Genomic DNA, 22,627 nt, shown 5'->3' on the forward strand with positions numbered 1-22,627 from the left:
AACTTTCACGCATGATTGTTACGTGTAAGGCCTATGTATGGCGGAAAAAATGGGTGTCGTCATAGGTATCGCCCGTCGTTTCAAAGTCGCTCGGCAGCCGGTTGCCCCTTGACCTGCACCCTCTCCGCTTCCTTGAACCTGTCCGGATTTTCCCACCAGTGCCCGACAGCCGCAGTGTCGTGGATATTCACCGGTGCACCCATCACAGGAGTTATGACCGGAATATGCCGAGCGCGGCCCAAGGCGACGATCCTGTCGAACGGTTCCCGCCAGGAGTGCATGGAGAGGTCAAACGTGCCGTTGTGAATAGGAACCAGGTTCCTGCCGTGCAGGTCGATATGTGCCTGAATGCTCTCCTCTGGGGTCACGTGGACTCCCGGCCAGTTCTCGTTATAAGCACCGGCCTCCAGCAAGGTCATATCGAACGGACCGTATTTTCCGCCGATTTCCTTGAATCCGCCAAAGTAGCCGGAGTCTCCGCTGAAGAATACGCGCACGTCGGCGGCAATGATCACCCATGAAGCCCATTGGGTGGTGTTCTTGTCGAACAGCCCGCGACCGGAGAAGTGTTGCGCAGGTGTGGCCACCAGACGGATACCGTCGATTTCGGCTGCCTGCCACCAGTCCAGGCAGCGTACCTTTGCCGGCGGCACACCCCATCCCACAAGAATGTCGCCTACCCCGAGCGGGGTCAGAAAATATTCGACCTTGCCCGCCAGCTGCATGATGGAATCATGGTCCAGGTGGTCGTAATGGTCGTGGGAGATGATCACCCCCTTGATGGGGGGCAGTTCGTCGATGCTGATGGGTGGCGGGTGAAACCGTTGCGGCCCCGCCCATGACACCGGGGAGGCCCGGCCGGAGAACATCGGATCGGTGATCCAGAAGGCATCGTGCAGCTTCATCAGGACGGTTGAGTGCCCAAGGCGATACACCGTGTTGTTCGGGGCTGCCAGCAACTGCGCCCTGGTCAAGCCCTGCACCGGGATTTTCCCGGTGGGGCGCGTGTCTGTGGGCTTGTTGAAAAAGAAATCCCACATGATGCGGGCCTGTTCGAGCCGCCCGCCCTTCGTCACCGGCACCGGACGTTTCAGGTCATTGTCAAGCGACAGAGACGACCGGGGCTGGGTCGAACCGCTGCTGCTATTGTACTGGGTGAATGCCATAACGATTAAAACTCCTGTAATCAGGCTATAGAATATGACGCGTTTCATTGTCTTCCTCTGCCCCCGGTAAACGGTGGCAAACACGTAATAAGCGATAAGGCTGCAAACGGTCCGGTTTAGCCGGCCTCGTCAAGCTTAACGCCTAGTTGCTTGAGGATGGCGTTACCACGGCCATACCTGGGTCCTATCACAATGAGGATATGTTGTCCTGCCCGGCGGATCATAACCAACTTTTTTTGGCGGTCGGTCATGGAGTACGTATCTCCCCGACGCGTGGCTTTCATGAATCGGGAACCAGCAGCCATTTTGGCGGTGGCACGGTCATAAATTCTGCGGCTTTCCGTTGCATCCCGGTAACGGGAATTCATAGCTTAGAAACTATTCGCAGGAAAGTTGTCACTCGATTGTTCCGGATTTTCTGAGCCATGCCGCAATATCGTTTTCTGCCTTCCGAACGCTTCCGCCTTTGATGGGAAGCCCTTTCAGTACCGTGGCAGCGGGGCAAAGGTTCCGGATATCGCTCTCGCTGCGCCCCATCCCGCTGCCTTCGTGAGTGCAGAAGGGAATAATGATCGTACCGGAGAAGTCGTACTCTTCAAGAAACGAATAGACCGCCATCGGCATCGTCCCCCACCAGTTGGGGTAGCCGAGATAAAGAACGCCGTAATCGGACATATCGCCGACATGCCCTGAGAGTTCCGGCCTGGCATCTCGGCGGAGTTCCTGCTTTGCCACCTCTGTCGTCCCGTAATAATCCTCGGGATAGTGCCGCACCGTATCTATTCTGAACAGATCGCCGCCGGTCCATTTCCGGATCATGTGTGCGGCCACTTCGGTGTTTCCGACCGGCAGATTCACGATGTCGCCGCCGACATAATTTTCCCCCGCCCGGGAATAGTAGGCGATAAGGCTTTTTGTTCCGTTCTTCATTCATAACTCCTTACGTTACTTTGCGGGCAATCCTGGCCTGTCATCGAGAACGTTTCCGATACCTACGGCCTCCCTATTTCAAACTTGTGTAATCTTCGTCAGATACCGGCTCCAGCCATGTCGCCGGACCTTTCTCCGGATCGACCTCAATGGCCAGGTGGACGAACCAGCTGTCCTTGGCGGCACCGTGCCAGTGCTTGACATTGGCGGGGATATTGACCACGTCACCGGCGTGAAGTTCCTGTGCCGGCTTCCCCCATTCCTGGTAATAGCCTCTGCCACCCGTTACCAGCAGCACCTGGCCACCGGCGTGCATATGCCAATTGTTGCGGCAACCCGGCTCAAAGGTCACGTTCCCGATGGGCAGGGCCGAGCCGGAGGGTGTCAGCATGTTGAGCCATACCGTACCGTTGAAATTCTTGCTGGCCAGCTTTTCCCCGACGGGGAAGATCACGCTCTGGCTAAGATTGTTGGTGCTCATGGTAATATCCTTTCCCCGATTGTTGCTGTGCTGCAATGGCTTGAAGTAGCCTGTCGAACCCTGGCTTGACGACAGGGAACCGCTCCGGGTGATATCGTTTTCCTGCCCCGCCTGCCTGTTGCCCAGAACGTTACCCAATGCTTCATCGGCATGTGCGGCCTGTTTCTTGCCGACCTTGGCGTCGAGAACAGCTACCAGGCTCCGCAGTTGAACCTCGGTCAATCCCGTATTCAGTCCGACGTTGAAATGCGCCTGTAACTGGGGATTGACCCCCTCGATGCAGGCCAGGGCCGAAATGGTTGCCAGTTCCCTGCTCTGGAAATCCAGGTTGTCGCGTCCGAAGATGTCGCCGAACAGGTGGCCCTTCAGAAATGCGTCAATGGCAGGGGTAAAGGTGATGTACTTCCCGGTGGCAGGCGCCCCGATCAGGCGGGTCTGGATTTCCGTTCCCAACTCGATGCTGCCCTTGCTGGCAGGCATGGCGCCCGGTTCTTTGCCCAAAATATCCTTGATCCCTTTCCGTTCCCGTTCCTCCAGCAGCCCAATGAAGGTATTGATGCCGTTCAGGCTGCGGGGAAATCCGGCATAGGCGTACATCTGCACGAGGACTTCCTTGATTTCGTTGATGGTCAAGCCGGCATCCAGCCCATCGCCCAAGGCCGTTTTCAGTCTCTGTAGATCGCCGTTCGCCGTGAAGGCCGCAATGGTGACGATATTTTCCTGTTTGGCGTTCAATACTCCGTTTTTCACGGTCCGTGCCTCCGAAATGGTTGTGGTGCTGACCACTGCGATAAAAACAATAGCCAGAATGTTCGAAACGACTTTGTCCATACTGTTCTCTCCCTGAAGGCTTTTTGAGGTTCAACGAATCGTTCGGTTTACTCTGCCGTCCGTCATGTCCCGACAGCCATCACCACCGGCCTCGCTTCGGGATAAGCAACAGCATCGACAGCAGACAACCGATCCCGCTCATGGCAATCACCAGCCCCAACGGCCACGGGGTGCCGTCGGCCCACAGGCCTACCAGCCCGGAACCGAAGATGCCGCTGCCGTACTGAACGGCACCGGTCAAAGCGGAGACGGCACCGGCACGGTGCGGGAAATCGGCCAGGGCACCGGTAATCGAGTTGGCGACGATGAATCCGGTGGTCGATGCAAACAGAAACAACGGCACGACCAGACCCCACAGTCCCCCCAGGCCGCCATGCGCTGCGACGCCGGCCCACATGCCGGCGCCCATGGCGGCAACGGACCCGAAGAGCAGGACCCGGTCATAGCCGAAGCGGACCACCAGCCACCGGTTCAGGATATTGGCCAGCATGATGCCGATGATGCCGAGGCCGAACAGCAGGCCGTAGAGCCGGGCCGGGAAATGGTAGAAGCTGATATAGGCAAAGGGGGTGCCCGCAACGTAGGCAAACATGCCGGCATAGAGAAAGCCGCCTACGCCGAGATAGCCCAGCAGCCTGCGATTCTGTAACAACTCCGCATAGCGCAACAGTGCCCTGACGAGCGGCTCCGGATTGCGATGTTGCACGGGCAGGGTTTCGGGAATGGTGTACAGAGCGCCCAAGGTCACCAGTCCGACCACCACCAGGAGCCAGAAGATAGCCCGCCAACTGGCCATCGCAACAATCTGGCCACCAACCAGCGGTCCGACCAGTGGCATGACGGCCATCACCGTGATCAGGGTTGACAGCATCTGCGCGGCCCTGGTTCCGTGGTAAAGATCACGCACCATGGCGCGCGAAAGGGCAACGCTGGCACAAGCCCCAAGCGCCTGTACGACTCGCCAGACGATCATCGTCGGCACGTTGTCGGACAGCGCGCAGCCGGCCGAGCCGACCACAAAGAGGATCAACCCGCTTCCGACCGCCATTCGGCGGCCGTAGCGGTCACTGATCGGCCCCCATAACAACTGGCCTAAGCTGAAACCGATCAGATAGCCCGAGATCGTCCATTCGACCATCCCGGTCGTTGCGTGTAAAGAATGGCCCATGAGCGGCATGGCGGGCAGATAAAGATCGGTGGAAATGGACGCAAACCCCATCAGCAGGCTCAGCACGGCGAGCACATACCATCCGGGCCGGGAATCCGGCAAAGCCAAGGCATCGGCATCTGCATATGGTTCCATTTCCAGTTGATTCAAGTCGGCCATTTAGAGCTCCTGAGCCGTGGGCCGATACAGGATTTCGTTGATATCCACGTCATCCGGTTGGCTCATGGCGAACGCCACGGCCCGCGCAAAGGAATCGGCCGGGATTGCATAGGCCTGGTAGAAATTGCGGATACCCTCGGCGACGTCCGGCTCGGTGACACTGTCCGGCAGCTCCGTTGCCACGGCACCGGGGGAGATCACCGTCGTCCTGATATTGTAGGGTTTCACCTCCTGGCGCAGCCCTTCCGAGAGGACCCGCACGGCATGCTTGGTAGCCGCATAGACCACGCTGCCGGGCCGGACCTTGTGACCGGCCACCGAGGAAACATTGATGATGTGTCCGGCTTTCTGCCGCTGCATGTGCGGCAGCGCCGCGGCGATTCCGTACAGCACGCCCTTGATGTTCACATCGATCATGCGGTTCCAGTCATCCACTTTGAGGCGTTCGAGCAGCGAGTGCGGCATCAGGCCGGCATTGTTGATGATGACGTCGATCCGCCCGTAGGCCTGCACCGCCGCATCGACCAATCTCCGAACCTGATCGGGATCGGTGACGTCCGTAGCGACGGCGAGCGCCTTACCGCCGTTCCGGTTCAACTCATCGGCCAGCGCCTGCAAACGATCGAGGCGCCGCGCGCCCAGCACAACGCTCGCGCCCTGTGCGGACAGGAGCCGCGCGGTCGCCTCGCCCAGTCCGCTGCTCGCTCCCGTGATGACGACAATTTTTCCCTTGATGTTATTGTTCATGATAGTAACTCCTTTTTCTTGGGTTCACCCTTCCGTATCGCCGGGCAACCTGACGGCAATGATATGCATCACCGTGTCCCAGGCGTTGTGAATACCGATCAGGGTGACCTCCGGTTGGCAGAACGGACCGGCAATACTGTTGGCACAAAAAAGCCGATTTTTCAGATTCCGACCATTTCGTATTTTGTCGTCCAGGTGATTGTCAGGTTCGTCCTGATTGGTTAAAGCCTATCCCGGAAAGCACATAAACAGATAGATCAATCCTCTCGTTTTTTTGCCTGATTCTGCGGAGCGGGGAAATGCGGTTGTAAAGCTGCATTGGAGTGGCTACTATTGAAAAAGAGGAGAAATATATGAACTACGACGCCAAAATAAACGATATCGAGGACAGCAGCCGGGAAACCGCAATTGCTGCACTGAGGGATAGTATTGCCCGATGGACCGAACAAGGAGAGTTGCACACAACGGCCATTCCGGGCTTATCGCTATTCCGGAGGGAGGAGCCGACCGAGCCGGTCAGCGGCATGTACGAACCAAGTGTTTGCCTGGTTGCACAAGGGGCCAAACGTGTCTTGCTCGGAAACGATACGTATGTCTATGATGCGCACCATTATTTGATCACGTCCGTGCATCTCCCCACGATTGTGCAGATTATCGAGGCGGGTCCGGAAAAACCGTACCTGGGCCTCAGGTTGAAATTCGATCTGCGTGAGGTTGCGCAAATGATGGCGGACAGCAATCTGCCGCAACCACGGGCGCAGCAATCCAGCCGGGGCATGGCAACCGGTGAGGTGACACAACCACTGCTCAACGCGTTCCTACGGCTGATTGCCCTGCTTGCCGACGAGCAGGATGTTCCGATTCTCGCTCCGGTCATAAAGCGGGAGATCATCTACCGTCTGCTGGTGGGGGATCAGGGGGCACGCCTGCGCCAGATAGCATCGGCGGGGAGTCAGAGCCAGCAGATAGCGCGGGCAGTTGAATGGCTGAGGAGTAATTTCATGCAGCCACTCAGCATTGATGACCTGGCAGAGAAGGCCAGCATGAGCAACTCGACGTTTCATCACCACTTCCGGTCAATAACGGCCTTGAGCCCTTTGCAATATCAAAAGCAGCTACGGCTTCAGGAAGCCAGACGCCTCATGCTGGCCGAGCGAATGGATGCTGCAAACGCAGCATTTCAGGTCGGCTACGAGAGTCCGTCCCAGTTTAACCGGGAGTATAGTCGCCATTTCGGAGCACCTCCTTTGCGGGACATCTCGAAACTGCGCCTGTTGTCCGTCACCGAATAGAATAACGGCTTCGGCATGGTACGGCCTGTTGCGACACCTCCGCGGAACCGGTAGCTTGAAAAACAGATATCACGAAGAAGGCTGGATTATGGACGACAATAAATCAATCACCGCGCGAATGCTGGTCGGGACCGCCATTGCAGACGGCCTGGACGCCATGGCGACGCTGCGTCTCGGTATCTTCCCGGAGTACCCTTATCTGTATCAGGGACGGAGAGAAGACGAGCTCCAGTACGTGAGCACGTATGCCCAGGCACCTGATGCATGCGTCATACTCGCATACGATGGTTCTGCCGTCATCGGTGCAGCTACCGGCATGCCGCTAGTCCATGAAGACGCGCAGATGCGTGATGCCTTTGCGGGAACGGCATTTCCGCTCAACGAGATATATTACGTTGGTGAACTGCTCTTTCGTCCGGCCTACCGCAATTGTGGTCTGGGCCAGAAGCTGCTTGCCCGTCTGGAAAACCACATCCGCTCCCTCGGCGACTACCGGACCCTTGCCTGTGCGACGGTTGAACGCCCCGATGACCACCCCCTGCGCCCGCATGATTACATCCCCATCACACGATTCCTTGCCCGTACCGGTTTTGTTCGGCTCCCCGAGGTGACCACCCGCTTCACGTGGCGTGAGACCGATGGTGTCAAGCGGGACCACCTCATGCAATTTTGGATCAAGAGCCTTGTTTGATTGATACTCAGCCGAGGCAGGGGGCTATTCAAGCGAGGGTGAGCGGAGTCCTCTGGGCAACGGGAATCAAACTGTGGGCGTTATTCTAGCAACCCCTCCTGCATTCACTCGAATTTTCCCGCCTGATCCCATCTCGCACCATCCGGCTTCGAGGCATGGCCGGGCGCCGCCCCGTGAATCGAGCAATAATAGTTTCACCTGTAACGTATTTTGCTGTCCGTGCAATTCCTCTCCATATCTCGGAATCCTCTATTTTCATTACCATAAGCTGCAACAATTATTGCTTAATCTCACGCCGAACACTCCGCGGGCTGTTTCTGCAACCACCTGATATTAAAATATTATTATTTGTTTTTTCTTTGGCTTGATACCTGCTAAGGGGGGTCTACCACGGGCTTACATACCCCAACGGCATCAAGTACTGCCAATTCCCTCCCGTGAGGATGGTGCAACGTGATAAATCGAGATGTTAAGCCAGTGCCGAAGGGAGCCCGCTTGGCAGTTGTCGGGTCGGCGGCCCCCTTTGGCGTTCCCCCCATGGCAAACGATAATCTCATCACCGTTTCGGGAAATTCCCCCCTGATATTCGAAAAGCGGTTTTGCCCCTCCCCCCTGCAGGATATCCACAACACGGACATGTGCCGGCCGTGGCCGTTAGACCTGAAACCGGAAGGGGCCACCAAGCTGTTCGGTTGCATCATTACGATGATTCGGCGGTGTTGAACTGAAACGACAAGGGGCGCCGCACGGTTGGTTCTGGCCAGCGTGCCCGTCAGATAGATACGGCCCTTGAACTGACGGCCGGGTTTCATGCGGGCCTGCCCATATTGCCGACAAGTTGCACACCGCGACAGCCCAAGGCGGCGCGAAGGAGAAAAGCTCATGGCACGAGTGGCGTTTGTTGACCAGAATCTGTGTATCGAATGCGGGATCTGCGTAACCAACCTTCCAGACGTATTTCATTTCAGCGACAACGGCAAGGCCGAATGCTTCGATCCAAACGGCGCACCAGAGGACGAAATTCAGCTTCAGGCCATTGATTTGTGCCCGGTGAACTGCATCAGCTGGAAATAGTCCGGTCTAGCGGCCAGCGGTGCACGGGACACTACGCACCGCAACCGACAATCAGCCCAAGAGGCTGTCAAAGGAGGAAAATGCCTGGTTTTGCGAGCAACAGCGTCACCTTTGGGGAAGACTCATCAAAAGGAGGCAGTATGGAGACACTAAGATCCAGGATGCGAGCAATGTGGCGAACCCCTCTGTGCCTGTCAGTACTGGCACTGGCCCTTTCGGGGGCACCGGGGCATGCGGGCCAGTGTCCGCCCAACATCTTTCCCGGGGTCAACCCGGCATCCCTGACAGACCCCCAGGCGGGGTTGTCAAACCTCTACACGTTCAACAACCCGATTCTCGATTCAAACAGCCTGCAAAAGTATGTGACGCCTGTGCCGAACGCCCTGGCCCCGGCCTTCATCTACTCCCCCAACGGCACACAAGGCGGCGAGACGTTGTACACCGTTTCCATGCGCGAGATAACCCAGAGCCTCGGCGTGGTCTACAACAATCCGCTTGACGCGGCGAACAACGGCTGCACCGGGACGCCCAACACCCTGTGGGCCTACGGCGACGCGCGGGACAACGGCGTCACCGCGGCACCAACCGCCGCGCACAGTGTCCCCGGGCCAACATTTGAGGTCACGAGCAATGTCCCCCACCGTACCATCTGGACCAACGAACTCCCCAACGCGAACCCATTTTACCATCCGGCCAATATCGACCCGACCCTCGACTGCGGGCCGAAGGCCCCGGGCTGTGCCCCCTTCAACCGGGTAGTGCCCCATACCCACGGCGCCCACGTGGCCGACGACAGCGACGGCAACCCCGATCAGTGGTTTACGCCCGGCTTTGCCCGCACCGGCCACAACTGGCAGCCCAATACCCACATCCCCGGTGCCGTAACCGGCACCTATCGCTTCGACAACAGCCAGGAGGCGGCTACGGTCTGGTACCACGACCATGCCATGGGACTCACCCATCTCAACGTGTTCGCAGGCCTGGCGGGATTCAACATCATCCGGGACGCCAACGAGATCGCCATGCAGACGCCGCCTGCCGGTGGCGGGCTGGCGACGCTTCCCAAGTACCCCTTCGAAAACCTGCTGGCGATCCAGGACCGGGTCTTTGACACCAATGGCAAGGTGTACTCACCCGACCGTCCGATTCAGGATCTGAATTTCCTGTTGGCCGGCGTTGCGTGCGATCCGACCCTGCCGACCACGGCGACTCCCCCGGCGACCGTGTCGCCGTATGCCTGCGCGCCAGCGAACCTGGTGGGAGGTGTCGGCTCGACACTGCTGCCTACCACCCCCTGCGACCCGGCGGCGCCCATCGCACCGGTGGCGAGTGTCTATGCGTGCCCCGTCAAGTACTTTACCCGCAATCCCGACTTTTCCCTCAACATTATCCCGACCGGCACCACGCCGCCGGCCGGCGCCCAGACCTTCCCCTCAATAACCTCCGAATACTGGGGTAACGTCATCCTGGTCAACGGTCAGGTGTGGCCCAAGCAGGATGTGGAGAAACGCGTCTACCGTTTCCGCTGGCTCAACGGTTCCGACTCCCGTACGTACCTTCTCCGCCTGGTGGACAAGAATACCGGGCTGCAGATAGCCGGCCTGGACATTTGGCAGATCGGCACCGAGCAGGGGTTCCTCCCCAAACCGGTTAAGGTGATGATAAATGATCCCACAGCCACCGGAAGCGCATCCTCCATAGTCTGTCCGGCCGGGGCGCCGCCGGAGACGGTTGTCCCCACCCCCGCGCCTCCCGGCATGACGGCGGGCCAGTGCTTCAACCAGACCAATGGCATCGTGTTGATGCCCGGCGAGCGGGTTGATGTGCTGCTCGATTTCACCAACGTGGCGGCAGGCACCCAGGTGATCCTGCAGAACCTGGGTCCAGAGTTCCCCTTTACCGGCGAATATCCTCCTTCGGCCGCCAACGGCCAGCTCCCCTCCACCATCGTGCCGGAAATCATGCTGCTGAACGTTGTGGCGGCATCGGCGGCTCCCAACACGATGGCACCCGGATCAATTGTCTCGCTTCGCGCAGCACCGGTGCCCACATTGGCGCCGACAGCAACGAGAACGCTCTACCTCGCCGAGCGCGTGGACCAGTTCGGACGGCTCTCGCTCACGATCAACGGCGTCGATTACATGACCGCGATAGACCAGTTCATACCGTTGGGAGCTACGGAGGAGTGGGACATCGTCAATCTCACCCCCGATGGCCACCCGATGCACCCGCACCTGGTTTCGCACCAGGTAATCAACCGCCAGGACCTGATCGACCCGGCCACCAACACGCCGTTCGCCGCTCCGATGAACCTGCCGATGATGGGCACGACCGTCCAGGCCCAGTTTAACGGGGTTGCCCCCAACCCGGCCATGCCGACCGCCACCGGCGCCATCTACCCGCCAGCGGCCAACGAAACCGGCGCCAGCAAAGACACCCTCTTCGTACCGCCCGGCAAAGTCACCAGGATCAAGGCATTGTTCGACATCCCCGGACTTTACGTATTCCACTGCCACATCCTTTCACATGAAGAGAACGACATGATGCGGCCTTTCGCCGTCACCACCCCGGCTGCGTCCGTGACCCTCACCGCCGGCAACGTGTCCCAGCCTTCGGGTACGGCGGGGCCGGTAGTCTTTACCGCCGCGGCGAAGACAGGGCTCACCCCCTATACCGATTCAAACGCATACGAATACAATTTCAGCGTGACCGGACCTCCGGGGGTGACGCTTACTCAGCCGGACAACATGGTCTACAACGCCGTCACCATGATGGGGATCAAGAGCCTCAATTCGGCTCTGGGATACTCCATGTACCGCGAGGCCACCTGGACACCGCCGAAGGTGCCCGGCACCTACGCCGTGACCGTTAAAGCCGTACCGATGGGCGCCGATCCGACGGTTGCCGCCAATGTTGTCGCCAGCACCCTCAATTACACGATTGCCGCCGCGGGTATAGCTGGCGCCACATCCACAACGGGCAACGGCTTCTACAAGGCAGGCAGTAGCATCAACGTAACCGTCACGTTCAGTCAGGCCGTTACCTCCACCGGTCTGGCCATAGCCCTGAATAACGGCGTGACCCTCAATACGGGGGCACTTGCCAGTGCGAGCAGCTACAGCGGCTCCTTCACGGTGGCGGCCGGGCAGAACACACCGGCCGGCCAGTCTCTGAACATCACCGGCATCACCGGCACCATCGCCGATGCAGTGGGCAATACCATCATCAACCCGGCCATTCCCGCCGGGGGGAACATTGCCGACAGCGTGTCGATCATTACCGACACCACCCCACCGGTATCTCAGGCCACACCACCGGCCGGAACCTATGGCGGATCGGTCAGCGTAACTCTCGCGGCAAACGAGGCGGCAACCATCTACTTCACCACCGATGGCACGACTCCGACAACCGCATCAACCATCTACACCGTCCCTATCGTGCTGTCATCGACAACGACGACCACGATGACCGTGAAGTTTTTCGCCGTGGACAAAGCGGGCAATACGGAAACTGCGGTGAATAGCGTCGTCTATACGCTGCACACCGCCGATCTCGTCGCCAAGGTGGCAATTAACAATGGCAAGGCTTTCACCAATTCTGCCGCCGTGACCCTCGCCATCTCAGCCAGTGATCCGGCTGGCGTGGCCGCGTACGCCGTCTCTACCGACAACGTGACGTACTCAACGCCGGTCGTCATCAATCCGCCCGTTGCCACCTATACCGCAAACGTGCCGTTAACGCTTCCGTCGACCGACGGGTTGAAGAGCGTGTACGTGAAATTCACCGACGCCCTCGGCGTTGTCTATCCGCCCGTATCTGCCCAGATTACGCTCGACACCGTACCTCCGACCACTTCGGCAACCCCGGCGGCCGGCACGTATAGCGGTGCCGTGACGGTAGCGCTGGCCGCCAACGAGAAGGCGACGATCTACTACACCACCAATGGCACTGTGCCGACCATCTCCTCACCCATCTACATTTCACCCATTACCCTCAACGATCCGGGCAAGTCGGTGCAGGTGCAGTTCTATGCCGTCGATCAGGCCGGCAACGCCGAAACGGTGAAAAGCGTTACCTACAATTTCACCCACGCTCCGGACATGACCGCCACGGTCAAAATAAACGGGGGAGCGCAGTACACGAACACCCGGAACGTTACCTTGAGCATCCGCGCCCAGGACCCCATCGGCGGCGGCGTGGCCACCATGTCGTTCTCCAATGACGGGGTCACGTTTACAACGCCGGTACCCTATGCGGCGACAGACTCCATGCCTTGGACCCTGAGCCCGGGCGACGCCCTTAAGACGGTCTATTTCCGCTTCACCGACCTGGGGGGAGCCGGGCAGGCGCCCAATACCTATACCTTCACCGATACCATCTACCTGGCGGAAGGCGTAACGACCGCCACCTGCGACCTGGATGGCGACGGCAAGGTCGACATAGGGGATATTCTCAAGTTGTTGCGGGCAAGCGCCGCACATCTGAAGCTCACCATAGCCGAACAGGCCCGCAGCGACGTGAGCCCGCTGGTAAACGGCAAGCCGAGCCCCAAAGGGAGGATCGACGTGGGCGATGCCTTGGTATGCATCAAAAAGTACTTAAAACTTATCGACTTTTGATGCTCCGTAATGACATGGCCCGGTCCGTCTGCGGACGGACCGGGCTACACCACCGACAATGGAGAACAATATGAAAACATATTTTTCCAGATGGGTACTGGCGGGAATCCTTATAATGGCAAGTTTGGCAGGCTGCGGCGGCGGCAGCGGTGGTGGCGGAGGGACCCCGGCCGCCAGCACCGTGGTCAAGGGAACGGTATCTGCCGGGATCATCTACCCCGGCACGGTATACGTCTATGCGGTAACTGCAGCCGGCGCGAAGGGAGCGCTCCTGGCGGGCCCGGTGGCAACGAACATCGACGGCACGTACAATGCGTCCCTCGGTCCTTACAGCGGCGCAATACTCCTCGAGGCCAGCGGCACCTACACGGATGAATCGACCGGCCATACCGTAACCATCACCGCAGCCAATCCGCTGCGGGCAATGGTGGATTCGGTCGACAATTCGACCAAAAACAACCGGATCGCCTCAATTACTCCGCTCACCGACCTGGCCTGGCACAAGGCCAGCAAAAACGGTACGACACCGACTCCAACGACGGCCATGCAAGGCGCCAACAAACTGGTGGACGATCTCTTCAGAATCACCGACATCATCGGCACGGAACCGGTACGGCCCGACAACGCATCCATGGCCAACGCCAGCCAGGAGGCACAGGCCTACACCCTGGCATTGGCCGCCTTGTCCAATTTGGCGAGCACGGCGTCAGGGACCACCGACGAGGACAAGTTGAACTCGGTCCTCACCTCCCTCGAAGTCGAGACGGAAGATGCGGAAAGTAGCGGCAGCATGAGTTCAGGCGCCATAACCAGTTACGAATCGGCATTGACGGCCGTGCCTTTGTGCGCCGACTTCCCGTCGGCACGCGATCAGCTCCTCGGAATGGGAAAAAAACCGCAAATAGTGACCATGGCCATCAGCGGCACGCTGCCGGCAGGAACCAAAATCTATGCAATCCAGGGAACCATCGCCTTGCCGGTAAATACGGCGGACAACCAGCTTCTGGTATCGCTTCTCGCCGATAGCAACGGCAAAACATTGTCGGATGTGCTTTTGCTCACGGGAACTGCGGCGGGAATGGCGGCTGCGGAACCGGTTGCGACTTTTCTGATACCGCAACGGCAGATGAATTTCAGCATTATACTGAGTCCCACGGGAGCAGGAATTGGTACCGGCGATTTTGCCGCCCTTACCTATTATGTATCCAGTAGCGTCGCGGTAACTGCCGCGGACTTTTCCGTAGTCAGCGGCAGCTTGGCCGTGAAGGATGCAGCGGGTGCCGACATTGCAGGCTTGACTCTCATCCTGAAATAACGCGCGAACAGCCGCCATGGAATAAAGCGGGCGGCCTTGCTGGCCTGGGCTACGACGGATGTCGTGGCCCAGGCTTTTTCATCTCACGGGGAGGAACGCGCAAATCCAGATGCCGGAATCCCTGGCGGAACCGCCGCGTTGCCGAAAGCCGCCGCATCACGCCGTCACCGCGTCCCATCACTGGGGCGCGGTGACGGTCGTCAGCTCCGCCCCCGGGTCGGTCCCGTACACGAAGCGCCAGTCGCTGTACTTCTTCTTGCCGATAAAGCCATCGAGGCCCGAGTATTCCGCGAACGAGTTTTTGAGCGGCACATCCTCACTGGTGCTCGCCACCCCGATGATCCCCTTTGCCCCGGTCTTGTCTTTAATGATGGCCCACTCCTTGCCGGTCATGGGATCTTTGTAGAGTTGCCGCAGATGCCGTTTTTTCTGAAGGTCGCGCGGGTCCTGCAGCAAGTCCTTCAGGTCATTGAGCGGCGTGACCTTCGCCTTCGACATGTTCCAGGAGCCGATGGCATTCCTGATCTGGAGGCCGCGGAAGAGCAGTTCCTTCTCCCGCTCGCGCTTCATGATCGTCTTCCACGGCTGCCCCATAAGGCCGAGCATGATCCCCATGATGACCACAATCATCAGCGCGGCCAGGAAGGTAAAACCCTTTTGGTTGAGCATGTTGTTCATGGGGAGACAATACCACAAACGCCGGTCTGTTTGCAAAACGTTAACCGCGCCCCATCCGCGGCGCCGCCCGCCGGAAAAGCTACGTTGCCAGGCCGTCACAGCCGGCAACATCCCACGCCCCCTGCGCCACATCGAGGAACGCGGACACCAGCGGCGTGCGGAAACTCGCGCGGCGCCTGATGAGCGCCAGGGAACGCGTGAGCGCCAGCGGGCTGTCGATCGCAACAAGCCAGCCGTGCTCAAGCTCGCGGTGGACGGCCAGGCGCGAAAGGCAGCTCACCCCCAGCCCCGAGGCGACGCCGTTCTTGATCGCCTCGGTGTGGCCAAGCTCCAGCGCTATGGAATAGCTGACCCCAAGGGCGTCCATTGCCGCTTCAAAGACTTCACGGGTCCCCGATCCCCGCTCCCGCATGACCCAGGGGGCCGAAGCCAGCATCTCCGCCGTGGCGCCCCCCTCCATGCCCCAGGCATGGTCCGGCCCCGCCACCACCACCAGTTCGTCGTCGCGCCACGGGACGGCCACCACCCCGCGGCTGTGGCACGGCCCTTCAATAAAGGCGATATCCAGCTTCCCTTCCTCCACCCAGGCGACCACCTGCCGGGTATTCCCCACCCGCAGCTGCACCCTGGTTTTGGGGTACATCCGGGCAAAGGCGCCCAAAAGCGCCGGCAGCAGGTAGTTGCCGACGGTCGTGCTCCCCCCCACCAACAGCTCCCCGGTCAACTCCCCGCCGTTTTTCTGCAGCCGCTGCTCCAGCCGCCTGACCGCCTGGAGGATTCCGCCGGCCTCCGCAAGCAGCAGACGGCCCCGGTCGTTGAGGATCAGCCTCCGGCCGGAGCGTTCGAACAGGGGAGCCCCGGTAAGGGACTCAAGCTGCGACACCGCCATGCTGATGGCCGACTGGGTCAGCAGAAGCTCCTCCCCCGCTCGGGTGACGTGCCCCGTCCGGGCGACCTTCTCGAATATTTCCAGTTGTCGAAACGATATGGTCATGGGATTGATAAATATTACTTATTAAATTTATCATTATTATTCATTTTTATTTATAACATTCGCGCCATAGAATGGCAACACCGAAGACGGCACAAGGATGAGACACATGAAAGGGGGCGTCACGGTGAAGATATTGTTCTGGATACTGTTTTTCGCAAGCTGCCTGCCCGCTGTCGGCGCCCCCCTGGCCCTGGCCGGGGGGATCGCCTTCGGCATCGTGGCGGGCAACCCGTGGGGCAATGCCGCCTCGGACTGGAGCCGGCGCCTGCTGCAAACATCGGTGGTCGGACTGGGGTTCGGCATGAACCTTTCCCAAGTGCTCACAACGGGCAGAGACGCCTTTGTCTACACCGCCATCAGCATCTGTTTCACCATGGCGGCGGGATACCTGCTCGGCAGGCTGTGCAAGACCCCGCAGCGCACGTCACTCCTGATAACCTTCGGCACGGCCATTTGCGGCGGCAGCGCCATCGCCGCCATGGCGCCGGTCATCAAGGCGAAGGAGGAAGAGACCGGCGTGGCCCTGGCAACGGTCTTTACCCTCAATTCCGCGGCCCTGATCCTTTTCCCTCCCCTGGGGCATCTGCTGGGCATGGGGCAGCGGCAGTTCGGACTGTGGTCGGCCCTGGCCATCCACGACACCAGCAGCGTCGTGGGGGCCGGGGCGGCATACGGCAGCCTGGCGCTGGCAATCGGCACCACGGTCAAACTGACCAGGGCGCTCTGGATCATGCCTTCCGCCCTGATTGCCGCCCGGTTCGCCAAATCGGAGGGCAGGGCCGGCATCCCGCTGTTTATTATCGGCTTTGTGGCAGCGGCAGGCATCCGCACCCTGCTGCCCCAACTGGACAGCCTCTGGCACGCCTGCACCGGGCTCGCCCGGCAGAGCCTGGTCGTCACCCTCTTTCTCATCGGCAGCAGCCTGACCAGGGAGGTCCTCGGCGCAACCGGCGTCAAACCCCTTGTCCAAGGCGCAACGCTCTGGCTGATGGTTTCCGTGGCAAGCGCCGCCGCCATCCTCCTGGGCTGGATCGCGTGAACGTCCCGGAGCCGTCATGCCCGCTCCGCGCCGGGCGCTACCGTCGGCACCACCTCCAGCCGTGCCCACCGGCCTTGCACATTTTAGCAAATATCTGATTGACTTATTAGTTAGTGTGCAAATATAATCAGTTAAAATAATGTGTACTAGAAACATTCACCATTCCAAAAGGAGAAAATGCAATGAAACCCGTTGTAGGAACAGCATTGATGGCCTGTTGTGTGTCCGTGATCATGATCGCCGGTTGCGCCAACAAAGAGGTTGTGAAGAGCGACGAACCGGTCGTTCAGAAGACCGAGGCGGCCAAACCCGCGACCTCGACGACGACAAAAGCGAACGCTGCCGACGCAGCCCAGCAGGCCCCGCAGAAAGCTGCCGAACAGAAAACGGCCAACGCAAGCCAGTCGGCGAAGGCGACGGCGCAACAGACCAGCTTCGAGACGATTTACTTCGGCTTCGACCAGGCGAACCTGAGCCAGGCGGCCCGCGACGTCCTGAGCAAGAACGCCGCCGCCATACTGAAGACGCGCTCCGATGCCAAAATCAAGATCGAAGGCAATTGCGACGATCGCGGCTCTGCGGAATACAACCTGGCCCTGGGAGAACGGCGCGCCAATGCCGCCCAGAAATACCTGGAGACCCTGGGCGTGCCTGCCGACAAGATGTCGGTCGTGAGCTACGGCAAGGAACGGCCGGCGGTGGCCGGGCATGACGAGGCGGCCTGGGCGAAGAACCGTCGTGACGATTTCGTCATCGCAACCCCCTGACAAGCAGCGGCGCCCGGGGGTGACGTCCCGGGCGCCATGAGGGTCTCATGAACAAGGCAATAACCAAAGCGGCGGTATTCGGCATGGCGGCGCTCATGCTGGCCGGCTGCATGCCGACCGCCCACAAGGTCGATGTGCTGTACAACCCGCTGGCCGTGTATCGCGGCGGCAGCGGGCAGATAACCCTGGTCACGGAGGTCGCGCACCAGGAGCAGCGAGCCTCCAGTCCCTCCATCCGCTGGGTATTGGGACAGATCACGGATAGCGACGGCGCCGTGCGGGGCGATGTGATCAGCGACTATCCGCCCCAAAGCGTGATCGCCGACGCCATGAAACGGGAGCTTTCCGCGGCGGGCTACCGGGTGGACCAGACGGCAACGCGGCAGGATCGCCAGGGCCGGGTTGTCGTCCTGACCGCCGTCACCGTGGCCCTGAACGAAGTGGCCTCCCTGGCCAAGCTTCAGGCCTCGTGCAACCTGGTGGTGAAGGTGGAACTGTGGAACGACGGCCAGGTCATCAAGCGTTCCGAGTACCACTCCAAGCTGTCCGATATGGCCATCAAGGACCGCGACGTATTGCCGCAGCAACTGTTTCAGGGGGCGCTCGCCGAGATCATGCAGCAGGCGGTCCCCGATATCATCAGGCAGTTCAACTAGTACTGCCCTCCAGTACTCTTTCTTGTCATGCCTTATCGGCGCACCCCACGGTGCGCCGTTTTTTTTTGCCGACGCCCCCAAGCGCCGGGCGGGCGGAATAGCTTGACAATCGCCGTCAAATCGCGAAAATGTGTGTTTGCACAACGCTCCGGCGCCCCTGACCCATGCCGCCGGCCTCGTTCGTTCCTGCACCACTTCAAGCCCCAGAGACGACACCCTATGCCTGCATTGCTCCTGCTACCTCTCCTGTTCCTCACCGGCCTCGTCGCCGGGCTGGTGGATTCCATCGCCGGCGGCGGCGGACTGATTACGATTCCGGTGCTTTTGGGCGTCGGCATGCCGCCCCAGGCCGCCCTCGGCACCAACAAGCTCCAGGCGAGCTTCGGCTCGGGCAGCGCCATGCTGACCTTTGTCCGTTCGGGCACGGTGCGCCTGGACGATTGCCGGGCCGGGATCGCCTATACCGCCATCGGGGCGGCCCTGGGCACCATTACGGTGCAGATGCTCGACCCCGCGCTGTTGCGCCACGCCATCCCCTGGCTTTTGGTCGCCATTGTGCTCTACACCCTTTTGACCCCCCGCCTGGGGTATGAGGACATCCACGCCCGGGTGAAACCGGGCCCGTTCTTTTTTGCGGCCGGCCTTGTCCTGGGCTTTTACGACGGTTTCCTCGGACCGGGCACCGGGTCGTTCTGGGTGATGGCGCTCATGCTCGGTCTGGGGTTCAACATGACCCGGGCAACCGGCTACACCAAGGTCATGAACTTCACCAGCAATGTGGCGTCCCTGGCCCTGTTCATCTGCGGCGGCTCCGTGCTCTGGCGGGAAGGGCTGATCATGGGGGTCGGCCAGTTCGTCGGCGCCCGCATCGGCGCCCGCATGGTGGTGCGCAAGGGGACGCGCTTCATCAGGCCGGTCTTCGTCACCATGGTCCTGGCCATCACGGCCAAGCTCATCTGGCAGAACTTTCATTGAGAACCGTGAGCAGGCCGCCCCGCGTTTCCATTCTCATGCCGGTGCGCAACGAGGCCCGCTACCTGACGGCCGCCCTGGAGTCGCTCTTCCGGCAGACCATGGTCGATTGGGAACTGGTCGTCGTGGACGACGGTTCCACGGACGCGACCCCCGCCATGCTCGCCGCGGCCGCCCGCCGCGACCCGCGCGTACGCCCCCTGCGGTGCCGGGAAGGGGGGCTGGTGGCGGCGCTCAACGAGGGGCTGGCCGCCTGCCGCGCCCCCCTCATCGCCCGCATGGACGGGGACGACATCGCCCACCCCCGGCGCCTGGAGATGCAGGCGGACCTGCTGGATGCCGAGCCGGGGATCGGGCTTGCGGCCTGTGCCTTTCGCCACTTTCCCCGCCCGGCCATCAAGCAGGGTATGGTGGCCTATGAGGCCTGGCAGAACGGGCTCCATGACCACGGGACCATCATGCGCGACCTGTTCGTGGAGTCCCCGTTCGTGCACCCCAGCGTCATGCTTCGTCGCGACCTGCTGGCCGGCGTGGGGGGGTATCGCGACTGCGGCTGGCCCGAGGACTACGACCTCTGGCTGCGGCTGGCGGCTGCCGGCTGCCGCTTTGCGCGCCTGGCGCAGCCGCTCTTCTTCTGGCGCGACCACCCGGAGCGGGCGACCCGCACCAAAGCGGAGTATGCCGCCAACGCTTTCCGCGCCTGCAAGCTGCATCACCTGCTGCCCGGCTTTCTGGCCCGCCAGCAGAGCGTCGTCATGGCCGGTGCCGGGCTGGAAGGACGCGCCTGGCAGCGTCTTTTGGCGGCAGAGGGCATCGGGGTCTCCCGCTGGCTCGATGTGGACCCCCGCAAAATAGGGCGCCAGTTGCACGGCGCGCCGATCATCCCCCCGCACCAGTTGCAGCTATCCGGCGAAAAAATGCTGGTCGCCATCGGCGTCCGCGGCGCCCGCGAGGAGTTCCGGCGCCTGATCCATCCCCTGGGACTGCGGGAAGGGCTCGACTTTATCTGCGTAGCCTGATACAAATAAGCCATCACGGTGGTACGACACATCTCTTACCGTGCACGAAAGGTGCGGGGAAAAGGGCATACAATGGAACTGAGCAAAGAGGAGCTGGCGCTTTCCATCGACGAGGCGGAATGGGACTGGCTGCGCGCCCACCTGGAGCGGGGTGGCATCATTCTCGTCAACGACAGCCTCGATCTGGCCGACGCCGCCCTGCGGGTGGCGGGCGACGATACGGAGGTCATTGCCGACTGGATCAGCGCCGGGATGATCGGCAAGCCGTCCGAGTCCCAGATTCACGCCTGGGACGGCAATCGCCACAAGAAGTTCGCCATGCTGATCGTCAGCCCCTACGTCCTCATTCAGGAGAAGACCCCCACCTTCCACTGACGCCGCGTTTCGGTTCGGCGGCGTGACGGAGCGCGCCCGTTCGCGCTCCTGTCGGCGGGCCGCCGCCTCCGCCGCGATACGCAACCGGGCAGCCGTTCCGGGCGTACGGATTCGGTATATTGCAACGACACACATGAAAAAAGGGCGGTCCCACAGTGCGGGGCCGCCCTTTTCATTGCGTACGTGCAACCGGCGATCAGATCAGCTTGACCGCCTGTTCGGCGAGTTGGAGAACCACCGACGGCACGATGCCGGGGACCAGCGTACCGGCCACGGAAATGAGCAGGGAGAGGGCGATGGGCGCGCTGACCCGGGTCCACTCGAAATCCTCGGTCGGCTCCTTCATGTACATGTAGACCATCACCCGCAGGTAGTAGTACACCGAGGCGGCGCTGTTGAGAACGCCGAGCACGGCCAGCCAGATATACCCCTTCTGGACGGCGGCGGAGAAGAGATAGAACTTCCCGATGAAGCCGGCCGTGGGGGGGATGCCGGCCAGGGAGAAGAGGAACACCGACATGGCCACCGCCAGGGCGGGGTGCTTGAAGCCGAGCCCGGCGAAGTCCATGACGTTGCCGTTGGCTTCACCCTTCTTGCCGATCAGGATGATCACGGCAAAGGCGCCGATGTTCATGAAGGCGTAGGAGAGCATGTAGAACAGGATGCCGGCGGCGCCGGTGCCGTTGCCGGCGGCGAAACCGACCAGGGCATAGCCGGCGTGGGCGATGGACGAGTAGGCCAGCATGCGCTTGATGTTATCCTGGCGCAGGGCGGTGATGTTGCCGACCGTCATGGTCAATACGGCCAATACCCACAGGAGCTGGCTCCATTCGATCTGCAGGGTGGGCAGGGCCACCAGGAAGATCCGCAGGGCGGCGGCAAAGCCGGCGGCCTTGGGACCGGCCGACATGAAGGCGGTCATGGGGGTCGGGGCCCCCTCGTAGACGTCGGGAGTCCACATGTGGAACGGCGCGGCCGCCACCTTGAAGGCAAAACCGGTCAGCATCAGCAGCATGCCGGCCAGCAGCATGATATTGGCCGAAGGCACCGTCATCTGCCCCACGACTGCGGCGATTTTGGTGATGCGGGTGGTGCCGGTGGCACCGTAGGTCAACGCCATGCCGTAGAGCAGAAACCCGGTGGAAAAGCAGCCCAGCAGGAAGTACTTGAGCCCGGCCTCGTTGGATTTCAGGCTGGCGCGGTTGAAGCCGGCCAGGACGTACAGGGCCACCGACATGACCTCCAGCCCCAGGAAGATGGTCATCAGGTCGGTTCCCGCCGCCATGAGCATCATCCCCACCACGGTGAACAGGATCAGGGGGTAGAGCTCGCCGTGGTTGCACCCTTCCCGCTCCATGTACTGGTCGGAGATCAGGATCGCCAGGCCGGCCGAGATCAGGAAGATCATCTTGAAGAAGGTGGCGAAGTTATCCTGGACAACCGACCCGCTGAAACTCTCGACCGGTGCGCCCCAGCCGGCGCCCACCAGTACCCCCGCCGCCAGAACGCCGACGAAACTGATGTACCCCAGGTAGGACTTCTGGCCGCTGGGAACAAAGACGTTGATCAGCAGCAGGGCCATGGCAAGCACGGAGAGGAATATCTCCGGCAGGATTGGGGTCATGTTGACGGCTGGAATAGTAATCATGTCCAT

General features: G+C 60.7%; 19 protein-coding genes. 11 read left to right on the forward strand and 8 right to left on the reverse strand.

What is annotated here, in order from left to right; translation table 11 throughout:
* Positions 1-80: 80 nt before the first annotated feature.
* The 5 genes from FO488_RS15415 to FO488_RS15435 form a co-directional block, all read right to left on the reverse strand.
* Complete coding sequence (locus tag FO488_RS15415) at positions 81-1,166, reverse strand: MBL fold metallo-hydrolase (protein ID WP_168206060.1); 1,086 nt, start codon at positions 1,164-1,166, stop codon at positions 81-83.
* A 396-nt stretch (positions 1,167-1,562) separates the two neighbouring features.
* Entirely contained in the window at positions 1,563-2,096 is a 534-nt protein-coding gene (locus FO488_RS15420) for a flavodoxin (protein ID WP_149211367.1), read from the reverse strand.
* 73 nt (positions 2,097-2,169) lie between these two features.
* Entirely contained in the window at positions 2,170-3,408 is a 1,239-nt protein-coding gene (locus tag FO488_RS15425) for a carboxymuconolactone decarboxylase family protein (protein WP_149211368.1), read from the reverse strand.
* Positions 3,409-3,487: 79 nt separating this feature from the next.
* Entirely contained in the window at positions 3,488-4,711 is a 1,224-nt protein-coding gene (locus tag FO488_RS15430; protein ID WP_205743413.1) for a multidrug effflux MFS transporter, read from the reverse strand.
* A 24-nt stretch (positions 4,712-4,735) separates the two neighbouring features.
* Complete coding sequence (locus FO488_RS15435; RefSeq protein WP_149211370.1) at positions 4,736-5,482, reverse strand: SDR family oxidoreductase; 747 nt, start codon at positions 5,480-5,482, stop codon at positions 4,736-4,738.
* Positions 5,483-5,835: 353 nt separating this feature from the next.
* Here FO488_RS15435 and FO488_RS15440 point away from each other — a divergent pair, with 353 nt between their 5' ends.
* From FO488_RS15440 to FO488_RS15460, 5 genes are all read left to right on the forward strand, one after another.
* Positions 5,836-6,774: an AraC family transcriptional regulator gene (locus FO488_RS15440; protein WP_149211371.1), complete on the forward strand. Its 939-nt coding sequence runs from the start codon at positions 5,836-5,838 to the stop codon at positions 6,772-6,774.
* 55 nt (positions 6,775-6,829) lie between these two features.
* Positions 6,830-7,465: a GNAT family N-acetyltransferase gene (locus FO488_RS15445; RefSeq protein ID WP_149211372.1), complete on the forward strand. Its 636-nt coding sequence runs from the start codon at positions 6,830-6,832 to the stop codon at positions 7,463-7,465.
* 882 nt (positions 7,466-8,347) lie between these two features.
* A complete protein-coding gene (locus FO488_RS15450) occupies positions 8,348-8,539 on the forward strand; it encodes a ferredoxin (protein WP_149211373.1) in 192 nt (63 codons plus the stop codon).
* A 170-nt stretch (positions 8,540-8,709) separates the two neighbouring features.
* Complete coding sequence (locus tag FO488_RS15455) at positions 8,710-13,158, forward strand: chitobiase/beta-hexosaminidase C-terminal domain-containing protein (protein ID WP_168206061.1); 4,449 nt, start codon at positions 8,710-8,712, stop codon at positions 13,156-13,158.
* 58 nt (positions 13,159-13,216) lie between these two features.
* A complete protein-coding gene (locus FO488_RS15460) occupies positions 13,217-14,473 on the forward strand; it encodes a hypothetical protein (protein WP_149211375.1) in 1,257 nt (418 codons plus the stop codon).
* Positions 14,474-14,650: 177 nt separating this feature from the next.
* On the opposite strand, the gene FO488_RS15465 is transcribed toward FO488_RS15460, so the two are convergent.
* A complete protein-coding gene (locus FO488_RS15465) occupies positions 14,651-15,142 on the reverse strand; it encodes a type II secretion system protein (protein ID WP_149211376.1) in 492 nt (163 codons plus the stop codon).
* Between the two features lie 88 nt (positions 15,143-15,230).
* The gene (locus FO488_RS15470) at positions 15,231-16,145 is read right to left on the reverse strand and encodes a LysR substrate-binding domain-containing protein (RefSeq protein ID WP_149211377.1); all 915 of its coding nucleotides are present in this window, start codon (positions 16,143-16,145) and stop codon (positions 15,231-15,233) included.
* Positions 16,146-16,251: 106 nt separating this feature from the next.
* On the opposite strand from FO488_RS15470, the gene FO488_RS15475 reads away from it, so the two are divergent.
* The 6 genes from FO488_RS15475 to FO488_RS15500 all read left to right on the forward strand — a co-directional run bounded on the left by FO488_RS15475 (position 16,252) and on the right by FO488_RS15500 (position 20,973).
* Positions 16,252-17,184 (forward strand): YeiH family protein, encoded by a 933-nt coding sequence (locus tag FO488_RS15475; RefSeq protein WP_149211378.1) that lies wholly within the window; start codon positions 16,252-16,254, stop codon positions 17,182-17,184.
* A gap of 182 nt (positions 17,185-17,366) precedes the next feature.
* On the forward strand, positions 17,367-17,951 hold the full coding sequence (gene pal / locus FO488_RS15480) for a peptidoglycan-associated lipoprotein Pal (RefSeq protein ID WP_149211379.1): 585 nt from the start codon (positions 17,367-17,369) through the stop codon (positions 17,949-17,951).
* 47 nt (positions 17,952-17,998) lie between these two features.
* A complete protein-coding gene (locus FO488_RS15485; protein ID WP_149211380.1) occupies positions 17,999-18,607 on the forward strand; it encodes a hypothetical protein in 609 nt (202 codons plus the stop codon).
* Positions 18,608-18,826: 219 nt separating this feature from the next.
* Entirely contained in the window at positions 18,827-19,582 is a 756-nt protein-coding gene (locus FO488_RS15490; RefSeq protein ID WP_149211381.1) for a TSUP family transporter, read from the forward strand.
* 5 nt (positions 19,583-19,587) lie between these two features.
* Positions 19,588-20,598, forward strand: a complete 1,011-nt coding sequence (locus FO488_RS15495) for a glycosyltransferase (protein ID WP_240732288.1) — start codon at positions 19,588-19,590, stop codon at positions 20,596-20,598.
* Positions 20,599-20,670: 72 nt separating this feature from the next.
* Positions 20,671-20,973, forward strand: a complete 303-nt coding sequence (locus tag FO488_RS15500) for a DUF2288 domain-containing protein (protein ID WP_149211383.1) — start codon at positions 20,671-20,673, stop codon at positions 20,971-20,973.
* A gap of 196 nt (positions 20,974-21,169) precedes the next feature.
* Here FO488_RS15500 and FO488_RS15505 read toward each other — a convergent pair whose 3' ends face one another.
* Positions 21,170-22,627: an NADH-quinone oxidoreductase subunit N gene (locus FO488_RS15505; protein WP_149211384.1), complete on the reverse strand. Its 1,458-nt coding sequence runs from the start codon at positions 22,625-22,627 to the stop codon at positions 21,170-21,172.

The sequence above is a fragment of the Geobacter sp. FeAm09 genome (assembly GCF_008330225.1).
Classification (GTDB): domain Bacteria; phylum Desulfobacterota; class Desulfuromonadia; order Geobacterales; family Pseudopelobacteraceae; genus Oryzomonas.

Bases quoted from the DNA above. Each gene is read 5' to 3' on its own strand.
- FO488_RS15420 (WP_149211367.1), bottom strand. From the start codon at position 2,096: ATGAAGAACGGAACAAAAAGCCTTATCGCCTACTATTCCCGGGCGGGG.
- FO488_RS15450 (WP_149211373.1), top strand. From the start codon at position 8,348: ATGGCACGAGTGGCGTTTGTTGACCAGAATCTGTGTATCGAATGCGGG.
- FO488_RS15425 (WP_149211368.1), bottom strand. From the start codon at position 3,408: ATGGACAAAGTCGTTTCGAACATTCTGGCTATTGTTTTTATCGCAGTG.
- FO488_RS15455 (WP_168206061.1), top strand. From the start codon at position 8,710: ATGTGGCGAACCCCTCTGTGCCTGTCAGTACTGGCACTGGCCCTTTCG.
- FO488_RS15485 (WP_149211380.1), top strand. From the start codon at position 17,999: ATGAACAAGGCAATAACCAAAGCGGCGGTATTCGGCATGGCGGCGCTC.
- FO488_RS15435 (WP_149211370.1), bottom strand. From the start codon at position 5,482: ATGAACAATAACATCAAGGGAAAAATTGTCGTCATCACGGGAGCGAGC.
- pal (WP_149211379.1), top strand. From the start codon at position 17,367: ATGAAACCCGTTGTAGGAACAGCATTGATGGCCTGTTGTGTGTCCGTG.
- FO488_RS15470 (WP_149211377.1), bottom strand. From the start codon at position 16,145: ATGACCATATCGTTTCGACAACTGGAAATATTCGAGAAGGTCGCCCGG.
- FO488_RS15415 (WP_168206060.1), bottom strand. From the start codon at position 1,166: ATGGCATTCACCCAGTACAATAGCAGCAGCGGTTCGACCCAGCCCCGG.
- FO488_RS15430 (WP_205743413.1), bottom strand. From the start codon at position 4,711: ATGGAACCATATGCAGATGCCGATGCCTTGGCTTTGCCGGATTCCCGG.
- FO488_RS15490 (WP_149211381.1), top strand. From the start codon at position 18,827: ATGCCTGCATTGCTCCTGCTACCTCTCCTGTTCCTCACCGGCCTCGTC.
- FO488_RS15460 (WP_149211375.1), top strand. From the start codon at position 13,217: ATGGAGAACAATATGAAAACATATTTTTCCAGATGGGTACTGGCGGGA.
- FO488_RS15475 (WP_149211378.1), top strand. From the start codon at position 16,252: ATGAAAGGGGGCGTCACGGTGAAGATATTGTTCTGGATACTGTTTTTC.
- FO488_RS15505 (WP_149211384.1), bottom strand. From the start codon at position 22,627: ATGGACATGATTACTATTCCAGCCGTCAACATGACCCCAATCCTGCCG.
- FO488_RS15500 (WP_149211383.1), top strand. From the start codon at position 20,671: ATGGAACTGAGCAAAGAGGAGCTGGCGCTTTCCATCGACGAGGCGGAA.
- FO488_RS15465 (WP_149211376.1), bottom strand. From the start codon at position 15,142: ATGCTCAACCAAAAGGGTTTTACCTTCCTGGCCGCGCTGATGATTGTG.
- FO488_RS15440 (WP_149211371.1), top strand. From the start codon at position 5,836: ATGAACTACGACGCCAAAATAAACGATATCGAGGACAGCAGCCGGGAA.